This window comes from Pseudoalteromonas sp. SR45-6, assembly GCF_014163545.1.
Lineage (GTDB): Bacteria > Pseudomonadota > Gammaproteobacteria > Enterobacterales > Alteromonadaceae > Pseudoalteromonas > Pseudoalteromonas rhizosphaerae.
On the sequence record NZ_JACJDM010000001.1, the window covers coordinates 218,477 to 235,338 of the forward strand.

At 41.2% G+C, this 16,862-nt stretch carries 14 protein-coding genes; 11 read left to right on the forward strand and 3 right to left on the reverse strand.

Annotated features, from left to right (window positions below; all coding sequences use genetic code 11):
• Position 1 precedes the first annotated feature (1 nt).
• Together H5158_RS01050 and tcdA are read left to right on the forward strand one after the other, a co-directional pair.
• The gene (locus H5158_RS01050; RefSeq protein WP_257325926.1) at positions 2-676 is read left to right on the forward strand and encodes a TIGR01621 family pseudouridine synthase; all 675 of its coding nucleotides are present in this window, start codon (positions 2-4) and stop codon (positions 674-676) included.
• On the forward strand, positions 677-1,477 hold the full coding sequence (gene tcdA / locus H5158_RS01055; protein ID WP_182730946.1) for a tRNA cyclic N6-threonylcarbamoyladenosine(37) synthase TcdA: 801 nt from the start codon (positions 677-679) through the stop codon (positions 1,475-1,477).
• Here the strand turns inward: tcdA and H5158_RS01060 are convergent.
• From H5158_RS01060 to H5158_RS01070, 3 genes are all read right to left on the reverse strand, one after another.
• A complete protein-coding gene (locus H5158_RS01060) occupies positions 1,474-1,887 on the reverse strand; it encodes a SufE family protein (RefSeq protein ID WP_145233851.1) in 414 nt (137 codons plus the stop codon). The two genes, tcdA and H5158_RS01060, sit on opposite strands and share 4 nt — an antisense overlap.
• Positions 1,888-1,900: 13 nt before the next feature.
• Positions 1,901-3,115, reverse strand: a complete 1,215-nt coding sequence (locus tag H5158_RS01065; RefSeq protein WP_182739259.1) for an aminotransferase class V-fold PLP-dependent enzyme — start codon at positions 3,113-3,115, stop codon at positions 1,901-1,903.
• A 130-nt stretch (positions 3,116-3,245) separates the two neighbouring features.
• Entirely contained in the window at positions 3,246-4,532 is a 1,287-nt protein-coding gene (locus H5158_RS01070) for a citrate synthase (protein WP_182739260.1), read from the reverse strand.
• A 411-nt stretch (positions 4,533-4,943) separates the two neighbouring features.
• Between H5158_RS01070 and sdhC the strand changes: the two genes are divergently transcribed.
• The 9 genes from sdhC to H5158_RS01115 all read left to right on the forward strand — a co-directional run bounded on the left by sdhC (position 4,944) and on the right by H5158_RS01115 (position 16,861).
• Positions 4,944-5,321: a succinate dehydrogenase, cytochrome b556 subunit gene (sdhC, locus tag H5158_RS01075; protein ID WP_084448108.1), complete on the forward strand. Its 378-nt coding sequence runs from the start codon at positions 4,944-4,946 to the stop codon at positions 5,319-5,321.
• On the forward strand, positions 5,312-5,659 hold the full coding sequence (sdhD, locus tag H5158_RS01080) for a succinate dehydrogenase, hydrophobic membrane anchor protein (protein WP_169017830.1): 348 nt from the start codon (positions 5,312-5,314) through the stop codon (positions 5,657-5,659). Before sdhC ends, sdhD begins: the two co-directional genes overlap by 10 nt.
• The gene (gene sdhA / locus H5158_RS01085) at positions 5,660-7,432 is read left to right on the forward strand and encodes a succinate dehydrogenase flavoprotein subunit (RefSeq protein ID WP_182717863.1); all 1,773 of its coding nucleotides are present in this window, start codon (positions 5,660-5,662) and stop codon (positions 7,430-7,432) included. It begins immediately after the preceding gene.
• A gap of 10 nt (positions 7,433-7,442) precedes the next feature.
• Positions 7,443-8,159: a succinate dehydrogenase iron-sulfur subunit gene (locus H5158_RS01090; protein WP_064666153.1), complete on the forward strand. Its 717-nt coding sequence runs from the start codon at positions 7,443-7,445 to the stop codon at positions 8,157-8,159.
• 86 nt (positions 8,160-8,245) lie between these two features.
• Complete coding sequence (locus tag H5158_RS01095; protein WP_182739261.1) at positions 8,246-11,065, forward strand: 2-oxoglutarate dehydrogenase E1 component; 2,820 nt, start codon at positions 8,246-8,248, stop codon at positions 11,063-11,065.
• 3 nt (positions 11,066-11,068) lie between these two features.
• A complete protein-coding gene (gene odhB / locus H5158_RS01100) occupies positions 11,069-12,583 on the forward strand; it encodes a 2-oxoglutarate dehydrogenase complex dihydrolipoyllysine-residue succinyltransferase (RefSeq protein ID WP_182717861.1) in 1,515 nt (504 codons plus the stop codon).
• A 176-nt stretch (positions 12,584-12,759) separates the two neighbouring features.
• Positions 12,760-13,926, forward strand: coding sequence for an ADP-forming succinate--CoA ligase subunit beta (sucC, locus tag H5158_RS01105; RefSeq protein ID WP_145233868.1), 1,167 nt, complete (start codon positions 12,760-12,762; stop codon positions 13,924-13,926).
• Positions 13,926-14,798: a succinate--CoA ligase subunit alpha gene (gene sucD, locus H5158_RS01110; RefSeq protein ID WP_145233870.1), complete on the forward strand. Its 873-nt coding sequence runs from the start codon at positions 13,926-13,928 to the stop codon at positions 14,796-14,798. The genes sucC and sucD overlap by 1 nt, the downstream gene beginning before the upstream one ends.
• 215 nt (positions 14,799-15,013) lie before the next feature.
• Complete coding sequence (locus tag H5158_RS01115) at positions 15,014-16,861, forward strand: diguanylate cyclase (RefSeq protein WP_182739262.1); 1,848 nt, start codon at positions 15,014-15,016, stop codon at positions 16,859-16,861.
• Position 16,862: the final 1 nt, after the last annotated feature.

A 16,862-nucleotide genomic window follows, 5' to 3' on the forward strand; every position in this document is an offset into this window, starting at 1 on the left:
GGTGAACACGTTCACATTACTCAAGGTTATAGCAAAGCACCTTGATTTTTATATTATAGAAAAACCTGCCGGGCTTAATTTCCATAGTGAAGAAGGCCCAGGTTTTGTAGTACTGGCTGAGCAACAACTCGCAGAAAAGTTATATGCTGTGCACCGCCTTGATAAAGTGACATCGGGGCTAATAATTTTAGCACGCAGTAGTGAAGCGGCTGCAAAGCTGACAGTTTTATTTACTGCTCATCAAGTTAATAAGTTTTATTTGGCGATAAGTGATTGCAAACCGAAGAAAAAGCAAGGTTGGATCAAAGGGGATATGGCTAAATCACGCCGTAGTACCTATAAGCTACTAACAAGTAAAGAAAACCCAGCCATAACTCGCTTTTATTCTATTAATTTTAAAGCCAATAGAAGGGCATTTATTTTAAAGCCTTACTCGGGTAAAACGCACCAACTACGGGTCGCGCTAAAAAGCCTTTCTGCGCCGATTTTAGGTGATGTAATATACGGTGGTACTGCTGCTGAGCGCACCTATTTACATGCTTTTGCACTAAGTTTTGTGTGGCAAGGTAAACTACAGCAATTTAGTTTGTTACCGCATTACGATGATGAGTTTACAACATTAATTGAACATGAAAATTTTCAGCCTTGGCAGACACCATGGCAACTGGATTGGTAAATGAGTGAAAAAGTAACCGATATCCGTTTTGGTGGTATCAAAAGATTATATGGCAACACTGAATTTGAATGGCTACAACAAGCCCACTTTTGTGTTATTGGTATTGGTGGCGTGGGCTCGTGGGCGGCAGAGGCTCTAGCACGTACTGGAGTTGGTAAAATAACCTTAATTGATCTTGATGATATTTGTGCAACCAACGTGAATCGGCAAATACATGCATTAACAGGCACGGTGGGTGAAGCAAAGGTTGTCGCAATGAAGGCCCGCTGTGAATTGATCAATCCACTGTGTGAGGTCAGTGTTGTCGATGATTTTATTACTTTAGATAATATTCGTGAGCATATAAGTGGTTTTGACTATGTCATAGATTGCATTGATGCAGTAAAAGAAAAAGCGGCATTAATAGCGCATTGTAAACGTAACAAAATACCGGTGATCACCACCGGTGGTGCTGGCGGTCAAACTGATCCGAGTCAAATCACTTTTGGTGATGTAGCAAAGACCACCCATGATCCATTACTGGCAAAAGTCCGATATATTTTGCGCAAGCAGTACAACTTTAGTAGCAATCCAAAGCGAAAATTCAACATCGATTGTGTTTATTCAACTGAGCAATTGGTATATCCAAGTACTGATGGCAGCGTTTGTCATGCTAAACAGGGGGCTGATGGCTCGATGAATATGGATTGTAACAACGGTTTTGGTTCAGCGACTATGGTAACCGGAAGTTTTGGTTTTTTTGTCGCAGCAAAATCAATACGTAAATATTTAGATCGCTGCGCACGTACCGTGAAAAATTAGTTTTTCTGTTCTGCCATGGTTTGAATACGCTCAACCATGGCTTTAATACCGTTGCCTCTGGAAGGACTAAGGTGCTGGATAAGCCCTAAATGATTAAACTGTGCAAATGCGTCAGTGTTAATAGCTTGTTCAGGGGTTAAGCCATTATAAAGCGACAGAATGATCGCTAATAATCCTTTTACTATGCGGGTATCTGAGTCACCAATAATAACTAGGCAATTTTCTTCAAGATCAAAATCCAAATACAGCCAAACTTTACTCTCACAGCCAGGTACAAGGGCATCGCTGGTTTTTAAAACAGCCGGCATAGCTGGTAATTGTTTACCTAGTAGCATTATTTCACGGTATTTTTGTTGCCATGATGGCGAGCTCTCAAGCGATGAAGCAATTTCTTTAAACGTTTTAATCATGTCTTATCCATAATTAGTCTAATAACTCTAAGCAATTTTGCAAAGCAGCGATAAATAAATCAACATCGCTATGGTTATTATAAAATGCAAAGCTGGCTCGAACACTGCCATTAATACCTAAATGTTGCATTAATGGCTGCGCACAATGATGACCGCTGCGAACTGCTATACCATAACCATCTAAAAGTGTTGCTATATCGAAAGGGTGTTCGTCTTTATAATTGAAACAAAGGGTACCAATATTGTTCTCAATGTTGCTATAAACGGTAATTCCTGCGATGGCTTGCAGTTTTTCTGCCGCATAATTAAAAATTACTTGTTCATGAGTATATACATTAGTCTTATTTAAACTGGTTAGATAATCGATTGCAGTTGCAAAAGCGATCACTGCAGCAATGTTTGGTGTACCTGCTTCAAACTTTGCTGGTGCCTGACGAAATATTGTTTTTGCTAATGTTACAGTTTCAATCATTTCGCCACCAGTTTGATACACAGCTAAACTATTTAATCGATCATAGCGACCATATAATCCACCTAATCCGGTTGGGCCGAGCATTTTATGAGCCGAAAAAACATAAAAATCACAACCAAGTTGAGGTAAATTTGGCTGTAAATGCAGCGCAGCTTGCGCACCATCCACTAAGGTAATTGCATCATGGCGTTTTGCGGCATGTAATATTGGGTCAAGATCTGTGATATTACCAAGCGCATTAGACGCGTGAGTGATAGCAAGTACAGATGGCTTATGCTGACTGATGAATTCAACACATGCTTGAACATCAAAGCAGCCATTTTTTTGTAACGGAAGTGCCAGTAGCTTTGCTCCCGTGCGCTTTGCTAACTGTTGCCATGGCACAATATTAGCGTGATGCTCTAAGGCTGAAATGATGATGGTTGAATCATTATCAAGCTGCTCAGTTAAGCCATTCGCCACTAAGTTTATTGCCTCAGTAGCTCCTTTGGTCCAAACTAATTCATTTGCATCGATATTAAAATAATTGGCAACGGTCTGTCTTGCTTGTTCATAGGCATGGGTTGCTTGTTCGCTTAAGGTATGGCGGCCACGATGAACATTAGCATTATTGCGTGCGTAAAATTGCTCAGTCGCGCTGATAACTGACAGTGGTTTTTGTGTGGTTGCAGCCGAATCAAGATAGACCAGCGGTTGCCCGTTGATGAGTTGTTTTAGGGCAGGAAAGTCTGCGCGAATTTTTTCTATATTAAACATAACTTTTCAACACCAAGCACAGCAAAGCCGAATTAAAAACTGAATCGGAATTGTAATGGCTTTGTGATATTTCTCAAGGACTAGATACAAAAAAGGCCGCAAATGCGGCCCTTTTTAGCATTAACTAAAATTAACGCTTGTCTGTCGCTACGTAATCACGGTGTGTGTGACCAGTATATAGCTGACGTGGACGGCTGATCTTATGACCAGGTTGCGATAACATCTCGTCCCAGTGTGTGATCCAACCAACAGTACGTGCCATTGCGAAGATCACAGTGAACATGCTTGTTGGGATACCAATTGCTTTTAAGATAATACCTGAGTAGAAGTCTACGTTAGGGTAAAGTTTCTTCTCAACAAAGTATGGGTCTTCTAAGGCAATTTGCTCAAGTTTCATTGCAATATCCAGCAATGGATCTTGAATATTAAGCTCAGCAAGTACTTCGTGACAGGTTTGACGCATTACAGTTGCACGCGGGTCGAAGTTTTTGTAAACACGGTGTCCAAAGCCCATAAGACGGAATGGGTCCGACTTATCTTTTGCTTTAGCAACGTATTCGTCGATGCGATCAACAGAGCCAATTTCTTCTAACATGTTTAAACATGCTTCGTTAGCACCGCCATGTGCAGGGCCCCATAGTGATGCGATACCCGCTGCAATACATGCATATGGGTTAGCACCAGAAGAGCCAGCTAAGCGTACTGTAGACGTTGATGCATTTTGCTCGTGATCAGCGTGAAGCATAAAGATTTTATCCATTGCTTTAGCAGTCACTGGATTAACTTTATATTCTTCAGCTGGTACAGAAAACATCATATGTAAGAAGTTTTCTGCATAGCTTAAATCATTACGTGGATAAACGAATGGTTGACCTACGTTATATTTGTAAGCCATCGCTGCGATAGTTGGTAGCTTAGCAATTAATTTTACTGCACTTGTTTTACGTTGTATTGCATCAGTAATATCAAGATCTTCATGATAAAAAGATGATAATGCACCAACTACACCACATAGCATAGCCATTGGATGGGCATCAAAACGGAAACCTTGGAAGAAGTTTGCAATTTTCTCATCAAGCATCGTGCTATGTGTAATTTGTGATGCAAAATCAGCATATTGCTCTTTAGTTGGTAACTCACCATTTAGCAGTAAATAACACAACTCAACATAATCTGAGTCTTCGGCTAGTTGTTCAATTGGGTAACCACGGTGAAGTAATATCCCTTTGCCACCGTCGATATATGTAATTGAAGATTCGCAAGAACCAGTCGACATGAAACCTGGATCATATGTGAAATGACCATGAGCACCTAACGTACGTACATCGATTACATCCTGACCAGCAGTACCTTGGTAAATTGGAAGTTCGATTGGATCTAGACCATCAATATGGACTGTGGCTTTCTTATCCGCCATCTATTTATCTCCTATTAAGATAACAACTCTGATTGTTATGTTCTGAATCTGTTTAAGCACATTCTTTTCATTTTAACGTGAAAGAGGGGGTTAAAGTCAATTTTTATAAACATTATGCACAAATGTATAATAAATATTCTCACGGGATTAAATATTATACCATTGGCTAATTCGCAAATAGCTATAACTAAACAAGAATTGTAAAAAGACCTCTGGCTATATATACTATCGAAGGTTTTATACCGTATTGTCTGTAGGTAAACGTTATTTTTACAGCTAATCTTTGCAAAAATGTGAATTTTAGTCGTAACAAAACGCTTTACTTAGATAGTTCCATCAGAAAAATCGTTTTTTGGTGGGTTAAGAAAAACAAGTAGATGAGCTCCTAGTGGGCAAGATGGGCAAGTAACTGTGAAAAAGCAAAGACCTGTAAATCTAGATCTAACAACTATATCTATGCCGGCAGCGGCTAAAGCATCAATTTTTCACCGCGTCACCGGTGTTGCATTATTTTTTGCTTTAACGTTTGTCATTTGGGCTTGGTCAGAGTCTCTTTCTTCAGCTGAAGGTTTTGAATTCGTCAAGGGTCTGTTTAGCGGATTCATTGCCAAATTTATAGCTTGGGGCACCATTTCTGTATTGGCGTATCACCTTATTGGTGGTATCCGTCATATCATTATGGATATGGGACATTGGGAAGAACTTGAATCAGGTAACCTTAGCGCTAAAATTGCAATGGCACTTGGCGTTGTGGCTTCTGTATTAGCAGGGGTGTGGATATGGTTTTAAATCAAGCAACTCTAAAACGTGACGGCATACAAGATTATGTCTCGTTACGTACCACGGCACTAGTAATTACCGCGTATGCGATTTTTATTATTGGCTACTTCTTATGTACACCAGAAGTCACTTTCGAAGCATGGCAAGGCCTGTTTTCAAACCTAGCAATGAAAGGGTTCACACTAATTACCCTTGTTTGCATTATGGTTCATACCCGTATTGGCCTTTGGCAAGTACTGACTGACTACGTTAAATGCGCAAAATTGCGTGCTGTTTTAGGTTTTGTTTTGAACCTAATGGCCGCTGCATACGTAGCAATTGGTCTAATCGTTCTATGGGGTGTTTAAGTGAAATATTCTGTTCGTGAATTTGATGCCGTCGTGATTGGCGCAGGTGGTGCGGGTATGCGCGCGGCACTTGCAATCACTGAATCAGGTAAAACCTGTGCACTTATCTCTAAAGTTTTCCCAACGCGTTCACACACTGTGTCTGCACAAGGTGGTATTACGGTTGCGCTGGGTAACTCACATGAAGATAACTGGGAATGGCACATGTACGATACCGTTAAAGGTTCCGATTTCATCGGTGACCAAGACGCTATCGAATATATGTGTAAAACTGGCCCAGAAGCAATTACTGAATTAGAAAACATGGGTCTACCGTTTTCTCGTTTTGAAAATGGCCGTGTTTACCAACGTCCTTTCGGTGGTCAATCGAAAAACTTTGGTGGCGAGCAAGCAGCACGTACCGCGGCTGCGGCTGACCGTACAGGTCATGCGTTATTGCACCTTCTTTATCAACAAAACGTTAAAAACAAAACCAATGTATTCTCTGAGTGGTATGCATTAGATTTAGTTAAAAACGATGATGGTAATGTAGTTGGTTGTACTGCTATTGATATTGAAACAGGCGAAGTTGTTTATTTCAAATCAAAAGCTGTGGTACTAGCAACAGGTGGTGCGGGTCGTATCTTCGCTTCAACTACTAATGCTCACATTAACACTGGTGACGGTGTTGGTATGGCGACACGTGCTGGCATTTCTATGCAAGACATGGAAATGTGGCAGTTTCACCCAACCGGTATTGCTGGTGCGGGTACGCTAGTAACGGAAGGTTGTCGTGGTGAAGGTGGTTATCTTTTAAATAAAGATGGCGAACGCTTCATGGAACGTTATGCACCGAATGCGAAAGACTTAGCGTCACGCGATGTTGTTGCCCGTTCAATGATGACAGAAATTCGTGAAGGTCGTGGTTGTGATGGTCCTTGGGGTCCACACATTAAGCTTAAACTTGATCACTTAGGTGAAGAAACGCTTAACCTACGTCTTCCAGGTGTATGTGATCTTGCTAAAACATTTGCTCACGTTGACCCTGCAAAAGAGCCAATTCCAGTAATCCCTACTTGTCACTATATGATGGGTGGTGTGCCAACCAATGTAAATGGTCAAGCGCTACAAATCGATGCTAACGGCAACGAAAAAGTAGTTGAAGGTTTATTTGCTGTTGGTGAAATTGCCTGTGTATCTGTACACGGTGCAAACCGCCTAGGTGGTAACTCATTACTTGATTTAGTTGTATTTGGGCGTGCTGCAGGTAACTTCCTTGGCACTTACCTAAATGACGTTGAAGTATCAAAAGATGCCTCAGAATCAGATTTAGACGCTGCACTCGCTCGTTTCAATCGTTGGGAGAACTCAACAGTTGGTCAAGGCGAAGATCCAGTACAAATCAAGAAAGACCTACAGCAGTGTATGCAACTTAACTTCTCGGTATTCCGTGAAGGTGAGTCAATGGCAGCCGGTCTAAAAGAGCTTAAAGAAATTCGTGAACGTCTGCAGCATGCGCGTCTTGATGATAAATCATCAGACTTCAACACTGCACGTATCGAATGTCTAGAGTTAGATAACATGATGGAAACAGCATACTCAACAGCAGTTGCTGCAAACTTCCGTACAGAAAGCCGTGGTGCACACTCTCGCTTTGACTTCCCAGATCGTGATGACGAAAACTGGTTATGTCACTCAGTATTCAATCCGGTAACGGATGAAATGAGCAAGCGTGATGTAAACTATGCGCCGAAACTGCGCGAAGCATTTCCACCTAAAGCACGTACCTACTAGGAGCGAGACGATGGCACAAGTACAATTTTCTGTTTATCGTTATAATCCAGATGTTGATAACGCCCCCCGTATGCAAGAATATACTTTGCAAACGGAAGAAGGCCACGACATGATGGTATTGGATGCACTTTTATTATTAAAAGAGCAAGATCCAACGTTATCATTTCGTCGTTCATGCCGTGAAGGTGTGTGTGGCTCTGACGGTGTTAACATGAATGGTAAAAATGGTTTAGCATGTATTACTCCTTTATCAACGCTACAAAAAGGTGGCAAAGGTAAAATCGTAATTCGTCCATTACCAGGTTTACCAGTGGTACGTGACCTTGTTATTGACATGAGTCAGTTCTACACTCAATACGAAAAAGTAAAGCCTTATCTAATTAACGATACACCTGCTGCAGGTGAGCGTCTTCAATCAATTGAAGAACGTGACAAGTTAGATGGCTTGTATGAGTGTATTCTATGTGCATGTTGTTCAACATCGTGTCCTTCGTTTTGGTGGAATCCAGACAAGTTCATCGGTCCAGCTGGTCTTCTTCATGCTTACCGTTTCTTGGCAGATAGCCGAGATACAGCAACAGAAGAGCGTTTAGCTGACTTAGACGATGCATTCAGCGTGTTCCGTTGTCACAGTATCATGAACTGTGTTAGCGTTTGTCCTAAAGGTCTTAATCCAACTAAGGCAATCGGACAAATCAAATCAATGTTAATAAACCGTTCGGTTTAATAATATTGATAAATGTAAGATGGCTAATGTAAATTAGCCATCTTGTTATAACAATTAATTTCTGCGCTAAAGAAAAGGGCTTATAAATGCACGAAGGTGTGATGAAGGCATGGCTAGAATCTTCACATTTAAACGGCGGAAACGTTGCTTATATAGAAGAGCTTTATGAAGCGTATTTAGACAATGCGACTTCTGTGCCAGAAGAATGGCGAGAAGTGTTCGAACAATTACCAAAAGTTGATGGTGTGGATGTTGAAGTTAAGCATTCAGAAGTTCGGGCACAGTTTGCGGCGCTTGCGAAAAACAAGCATAGAGAAGTAGTGGTAGCAGAAGGTGGAAGCAGTGACCCTAAACAAGTCAAAGTTCTCCAGCTTATAAATGCTTTCCGTTTCCGTGGTCACCAAAATGCCAACTTAGATCCATTGGGCATTTGGCAACGTGAACGTGTTCGAGACTTAGAGCTTGAATATCATGAATTATCTAAAGCTGATTTTGACCGTGAATTTAACGTGGGATCGTTTGCCGTAGGCCGCGATACCATGCCTTTAGGTGAGTTATATCAAGCTCTAATGACCACATACTGTGGTTCTGTTGGCGCTGAGTATATGCACATCACATCAACTGAAGAAAAGCGTTGGTTACAGCAACGTTTAGAGTCAGTGCAATCACGTCCAACATTCAGTAAAGATGAAAAGTTGCGTATCCTAAAAGGATTAACCGCAGCGGATGGTCTTGAAAAATATTTAGGGGCTAAGTTCCCCGGTGCTAAACGTTTCTCACTTGAAGGTGGTGATGCGTTAGTACCGATGCTGAAAGAGCTTATTCACCGTGCTGGCGAAAGTGGCCAACAAGAAGCGGTAATTGGTATGGCTCACCGTGGTCGCTTAAATGTTCTTGTCAATGTACTTGGTAAAAATCCATCAGAACTATTTGATGAGTTTGCTGGCAAGCATAAAGAAACATTAAGCTCAGGTGATGTTAAATACCACATGGGTTACTCTTCGGATTTTGCTACTAAAGGTGGCAAAGTTCATATGGCTCTTGCCTTTAACCCATCGCATCTTGAAATCGTAAACCCAGTAGTTATGGGCTCGGTTCGTGCACGTTTAGACCGTTTGGGTGACAGTTCAGGTATTAAAGCACTACCTATCACCATTCATGGTGATTCGGCAGTTGCAGGCCAAGGTGTTGTTCAAGAAACCTTTAACTTATCGCAAACAAATGCGTTTAGTTGTGGTGGTAGTATTCGCATTGTAGTGAACAACCAAGTTGGTTTTACTACAAGCAAACAATACGATGTACGTTCAACAGATTACTGTACAGACATCGCAAAAATGGTGCAATCGCCTATTTTCCACGTTAATTCAGATGACCCTGAAGCGGTTGCATTTGTTACGCAAATAGCACTTGATTTCAGAAATCAATTTAAACGTGATGTGGTTATTGATCTAGTTTGTTATCGTCGTCACGGCCATAATGAAGCGGATGAGCCGAATGCGACTCAACCGATCATGTACCAAAAAATCAAAAAACACCCTGTGCCACGTTTGATCTACGCAGATCAGTTAATGGCTGAAGGCTCGTTTACTGAAGATGAAATTAAAGCACTGGCTGATGACTACCGTAATGGTTTAGACGAAGGCAATTGTGTTGTTGAAGAAATTCAACCAGAAACATCACACTCATCTGATTGGGCTAAGTATGTTGGCCATGAATGGAGTGTTGATTACGATGCCAGCGTTCCAGTTGAAAAATTAAAAGAACTGGGTAACAAAATAGCAAGTTACCCTGAGCAATATAAAGCCCAGTCTCGCGTTAAAAAGATTTACGATGATCGCAAATTAATGGCTAACGGTGAGAAACCACTTGATTGGGGTATGGCAGAAACACTTGCTTATGCAACAATCGCAACTGAAGGCACTGATATTCGTTTAACAGGCCAAGATTCAGGGCGTGGTACTTTCTTCCACCGCCATGCAGTTGTACATAGTCAAACTGATGGGGCCACTTACACGCCTTTACAGCACTTAAGTGAAGATCAAGGTACTTTCCAAGTATTTGACTCTGTGCTTTCAGAAGAAGCGGTTGTGGCGTTTGAATATGGTTATGCGACAGCAGAGCCAACATCACTAGTATTGTGGGAAGCACAGTTTGGTGATTTTGCTAACGGCGCCCAAGTTGTATTTGACCAATTCTTAAGTTCAGGTGAGCAAAAATGGGGCCGCTTATGTGGACTGACCATTTTATTGCCACATGGTTATGAAGGGCAAGGTCCTGAGCACAGTTCAGCACGTTTAGAGCGTTTCTTACAGCTATGTGCTGATCACAACATGCAAGTATGTGTGCCATCAACACCGGCACAAGTATATGCAATGTTACGTCGTCAATCAGTAAGACCACTGCGTCGCCCACTGATTGTTATGACACCTAAATCATTGTTACGTCATCCACTTGCAACGTCGTCGCTTGAAGAGCTTGCAGAAGGTGTATTCCATAATATGATCGATGAAATCGATGATATTGATGCTAAGAAAGTAGAACGCGTAGTATTTTGTAGTGGTAAAGTTTACTACGAGCTATTACAAGAGCGTCGTAAGCTTGAGCAAGACAATATAGCTATTGTGCGTGTTGAACAGTTATACCCATTCCCACATGATGAAATGGAAGCCATTATGGCGCGTTATCAACATGTGAAAGACTTTGTTTGGTGTCAAGAAGAGCCGCAAAACCAAGGTGCTTGGTATTGTTCACAACACCACTTTGTAGATGCAATCCCACAAGGTGCGAAGCTTAAATATGCAGGTCGTAAAGCCTCTGCTTCTCCAGCGTGTGGTTATATGTCAGTGCATACTAAAGAACAACAAGCGCTTGTCGCAGACGCGCTTACTATTGAAAATAAAGGATAAGCAATGAGCACAGAAATTAAAGTTCCTGTTCTTCCTGAGTCGGTTGCTGATGCTTCCGTTGCTACATGGCATGTAAGTGTTGGCGACAAAGTAAGCCGTGATCAGAACTTAGTAGATATCGAAACAGACAAAGTTGTTTTAGAAGTTGTTGCACCACATGATGGTGTGATCACTGAAATTTCACAAGAAGAAGGTGCAACCGTACTTGGCGACCAAGTGATCGGTATCATTGGTGAGGCTGATGCAGCTGCGCCAACTGAAGACGCAAAGAGCGAAGCTGCACCAGCTTCGGACAAACAAGAAAACGCGCCAGCGGCGCAATCAGCACCAGCATCAGAAGGTAAAGAAGTGGACATTAAAGTACCTGTACTTCCAGAATCAGTCGCAGACGCGACAGTAGCTACTTGGCATGTGCAACCAGGTGACGCAGTAACACGCGATCAAAACCTAGTTGATATCGAAACTGATAAAGTTGTTCTTGAAGTTGTTGCTCAAGAAGATGGCGTAATGGGTGAAATTATTCACGCAGAAGGCGATACAGTACTGGGTGACCAAGTTATCGGTAAAGTTAAAGCCGGTGGCGCACCAGCTGCAGCCCCTGCAGCAAAAGAACAAGCTCCAGCTGCTGATTCTAGCGATAGCTCAGACGTGTTAACACCGTCAGTGCGTCGTTTAATCGCAGAAAAAGGCCTAGATGCTTCTAAAATTAAAGGCTCTGGTAAAAATGGTCGTGTGACAAAAGAAGATGTTGATCAATTCTTGAAGTCACCAGCTCCTGCGGCGAAAGCTGAAGCAGCGCCAGCGGCACCAATGGGTGACCGTACACAAAAACGCGTGCCTATGACACGTTTACGTAAAACCATTGCTAATCGTCTTCTTGAAGCGAAAAACTCAACGGCAATGTTAACAACATTCAACGAAGTAAACATGAAACCAATCATGGACCTTCGTAAGCAGTATCAAGAAGTGTTCGAGAAACGTCACGGTATCCGTTTAGGTTTCATGTCTTTTTACGTAAAAGCGGTCACTGAAGCGCTAAAACGCTTCCCTGATGTAAATGCTTCAATTGATGGCGATGATATCGTATACCACAACTATTTTGATATCAGCATTGCTGTTTCTACGCCGCGCGGTTTAGTAACTCCAGTACTAAAAGATTGCGATAAGCTATCTGTTGCTGAAATCGAAAAAGGTATTCGTGAACTAGCACTTAAAGGTCGTGACGGTAAGCTGACGCTTGACGATATGACCGGTGGTAACTTCACTATCACTAACGGTGGTGTGTTCGGTTCGTTACTATCAACACCTATTATTAACTTACCGCAGTCTTCAATTTTGGGTATGCATAAAATCCAAGATCGTCCAATGGCTGTGAATGGTAAAGTTGAAATTCTTCCTATGATGTATTTGGCATTATCTTATGATCATCGCCAAATAGATGGTAAAGAATCTGTTGGCTTCTTAGTAACAATTAAAGAGTTACTTGAAGATCCAACTCGTTTATTACTGGATGTTTAATTCAGTAGTATAAAATATAAGCTGTGAGTCATATTCACAGCTTTTTTTTTGCGCCTTTGGTCGTACTGGGGTTTTCATGTTAAGCCTTGGGATCTATACTAGGTGCGCAATTTGGGATAGCTGTCTATTTATAAAAATAGTCAGCTCTTTTAGTATAAAAAATTGGATAAAGCATCATGAATTTGCATGAGTATCAGGCAAAACAACTTTTTGCCGAATATGGTTTACCAGTTTCTCAAGGTTTCGCTTGCGATACACCTGAAGAAGCTGCAGCAGCTGCTGAGAAAATCGGCGGTGATATGTGGGTTGTTAAAACTCAGGTTCACGCAGGTGGACGTGGTAAAGCTGGCGGTGTAAAGCTAGTTAAAACTATCGACGAAGTTAAAGCGTTTGCAGCTAACTGGTTAGGTAAAAACCTAGTTACTTACCAAACAGACGAGAATGGTCAGCCAGTTGCTAAAATTTTAGTAGAAAGCTGTACTGATATCGCCAACGAATTGTACTTAGGTGCAGTTGTTGACCGTGCATCTCGCAAAGTTGTTTTCATGGCGTCTACTGAAGGCGGTGTTGAAATTGAAACTGTTGCTGAAGAAACACCAGAGCTTATCCACAAAGCAGAGATCGACCCATTAGTAGGTCCTCAAGCTTACCAAGCACGTGAACTAGGTTTTAAATTGGGTCTTAACCCAGTACAAATGAAACAGTTCGTACAGATCTTTATGGGTCTTGGTAAAATGTTTACTGATTTCGATTTCGCACTACTTGAAATCAACCCGCTTGTTATCACTGATGAAGGTAACCTTCACTGTCTTGACGGCAAAATCGGTATCGATGGTAATGCACTTTACCGTCAACCTAAAATGCGTGATTTCCACGATCCATCACAAGAAGATGCACGTGAAGCTCATGCAGCAAGTTTTGAACTTAACTACGTTGCATTAGACGGTAACGTTGGTTGTATGGTTAACGGTGCAGGCCTAGCAATGGGTACTATGGACATCGTAAACCTACACGGTGGCAAGCCTGCAAACTTCCTAGATGTTGGCGGCGGCGCGACTAAAGAACGTGTATCAGAAGCATTCAAAATCATTCTTTCTGATGACAACGTTAAAGCCGTTTTAGTTAACATCTTCGGTGGTATCGTTCGTTGTGACATGATCGCTGAAGGCATCATTGGTGCAGTTAAAGAAGTTGGCGTAAACGTACCAGTAGTTGTACGTTTAGAAGGTACTAACGCTGAGCTAGGTCGTGAAGTTCTTAAGAACTCTGGTCTAGATATCATTGCTGCTGAATCACTAACAGACGCGGCTGAAAAAGTTGTTGCTGCTGCGGAGGGCAAATAATGTCTGTATTAATCAATAAAGATACAAAAGTTATCTGTCAAGGTTTCACCGGTGGCCAAGGTACTTTCCACTCTGAGCAAGCGCTTGAGTACGGTACACAAATGGTTGGTGGTGTAAGCCCAGGTAAAGGCGGTCAAACGCACCTTGGTCTTCCAGTATTTAACACTGTACGTGATGCTGTAGAAGCAACTGGCGCAACTGCATCAGTTATCTATGTACCAGCACCTTTTTGTAAAGATGCTATCTTAGAAGCAATCGATGCGGGCATCGAGCTAATCGTTTGTATCACTGAAGGTATCCCTACACTTGATATGGTTGACGTTAAAGTTAAACTAGATCAAACAGGTACTCGTATGATCGGTCCTAACTGTCCAGGTGTTATCACTCCTGGTGAGACTAAGATTGGTATCATGCCTGGTCACATCCACAAACCTGGTAAAGTAGGTATTGTTTCTCGCTCTGGTACTTTAACGTACGAAGCTGTTAAACAAACTACAGATGCAGGTTTCGGTCAGTCTACCTGTGTTGGTATTGGTGGCGACCCAATTCCTGGTACTAACTTTATCGACGTTTTAGAAATGTTCGAAAAAGATCCACAAACTGAAGCGATCGTAATGATCGGTGAAATCGGTGGTACTGCAGAAGAAGAAGCTGCAGAGTACATCAAAGCTAACGTTACTAAGCCTGTTGTTTCTTACATTGCTGGTGTTACTGCACCAGAAGGTAAGCGTATGGGTCATGCTGGCGCAATCATCGCTGGCGGTAAAGGTACTGCTGATGAGAAGTTTGCTGCATTAGAAGCTGCGGGCGTAAAAACTGTACGTTCACTTGCTGATATCGGTAAAGCACTTAAAGAAAAAACTGGCTGGTAATAACCTGCTATGTTTTGAAAAAAGGCTCACTTAGTGAGCCTTTTTTATTGCCATTATTTATAAGTATTATGTCTAGATAATAATAAATTTCAGAATCTTTAGCTGTTTATTTAATAATAAAAATCAATAGCTTGTTTCAATAAAATCTACTGGTAATAATCAAAACTGCCGTTATAATGTGCGATTGCTTTTTATCATTGGAAGATCTAGCAGTAATGCGAATAATTTATTTTACAGTCTACCTTGTATGCTTTTGTTGCTCTTTCAATTTATTTTCATCTACTTCATTTCGTACCGCATTTTTAGTAACCGAACAACGCGCATTAGCTGAACCAAATCAGTTGATCGAAGAATTAGTTCTTACACAAGCAGCTCAGGGTATTTCTACCACTGAACACGCTTATAATAATACTTTGTTAGCGCGGCTGTATTTATTTAAAGGTGATATCGCACGTTCACAAAGTTACTTTGAACTTGCCCAACAACAACTGCCTAAAGACGATGATTGGATCCAAGGTTATTGGTTAATGTATCGGAGTGTTTTTTCTTTAGAAGAAGGGCTGTTACCTGAAAGTATTAAACAAATCCGCTTAGCACAAAATGCCTTTACTCAAGCAAACGATTTAGAGATGTTGGTACAAGCTGAGTCTATTGAAGGAGCTCTGTTGCTCTGGCAAGAGGAATACCCTAAAGCAATAGAAATTATCGAAAATGCCTACATTGAAGCGAAAACTACGAATATGTCATCAACTACCATGCTTTATGTTTATGATAGTTTAGCGGCATATTATTCGACCATGTCACTATTTGAGAAAGGTGAGCAATATGCAGTTTTGGCGCGCGATATCGCCAGCAAAAACGGCGATGTTGTCAATGGTTTGCCTGTTATCTATATCTTATGCATGACATATGAGCGCGCTGAAAAACTTGATTCAGCGGCGGCTTGTTATGAAGAAATGATAATGTTATCAGCAATGGTAAAAGCACCGCGCTATCTTTTTTTGGCACCAGCTGGTAAGGCAAATGTCGCTCTGAAGCAAAAAAAATATTCGCAAGCGTTGCAACTACTATACTTGGCTAAAAGTTATGTCAATAAAGTGATTGTAAATCCAGCGCATATAATTGCGTTAAATAATGGATTTGCTAAAACTTTCTTAGCATTACAGCAACCAGAGCAAGCACTTGAATATATTCAAGCATCAGAGTTATTGTTGACTGATTACGATAGGCCGCTTAATAACCGTTACAGCCGTAATACACTTAGCTTAAAGGCGCAAAGCCTAGAACAATTAGGTCGTTTTGCAGAGGCTACTAATGCACTGAAGTTATTGATTAAGCTTACAGAGCAAGCAAAAGAAACAACGCAGCAGAAACTCGAGCAAGAAGCACGCTCACGATTTGAATCTACTCAACAAGATATCAAATTGCAGTTGGCTGAAGAGAAATTAAAATACCAACAAATTACTTTAGATAAGTTAGCTAAAGAAGGACAGTTACAAGCAGCCTATTCTGTTATTGGTATATTAGCGATATTAAGCATTACAATTTTCGCATTAAATCAACGCAAAGCATATTTACGAAGCCAACGCAGAGCAAATACAGATCCACTCACTGGAGCTCATAACCGTCGTTATATTCTCGATTTTATTGCATCGCAACTTATCGGGAAGCAACAAAACTTTTCAGTTTCAATTTTAGATATTGATCATTTTAAACAAGTAAATGATCAATATGGTCATGATATCGGTGATCAAGCCCTAATTGCTTTTAGCGCGTTACTTACTGAGCAGTTAGCTGATACTGAGTATCAATTTGCTCGCTTTGGTGGTGAAGAGTTTATTGTGGTAATGCCAAACTTAACACTTGCACAAGGGCATGATTTTATCGGTAACTTATGCATTTGTTTAAAATCGTTAAGCTTGACCGATAAAAAAATCACTTTAACAAGCAGTGCTGGGGTCGCACAAATGCAGCCAGGATTAGCCCTTAATACATTATTAAAAGTTGCTGACACAAACCTTTACCATGCTAAAAATACTGGCAGGGATAAGGTTTGTAGTTAAC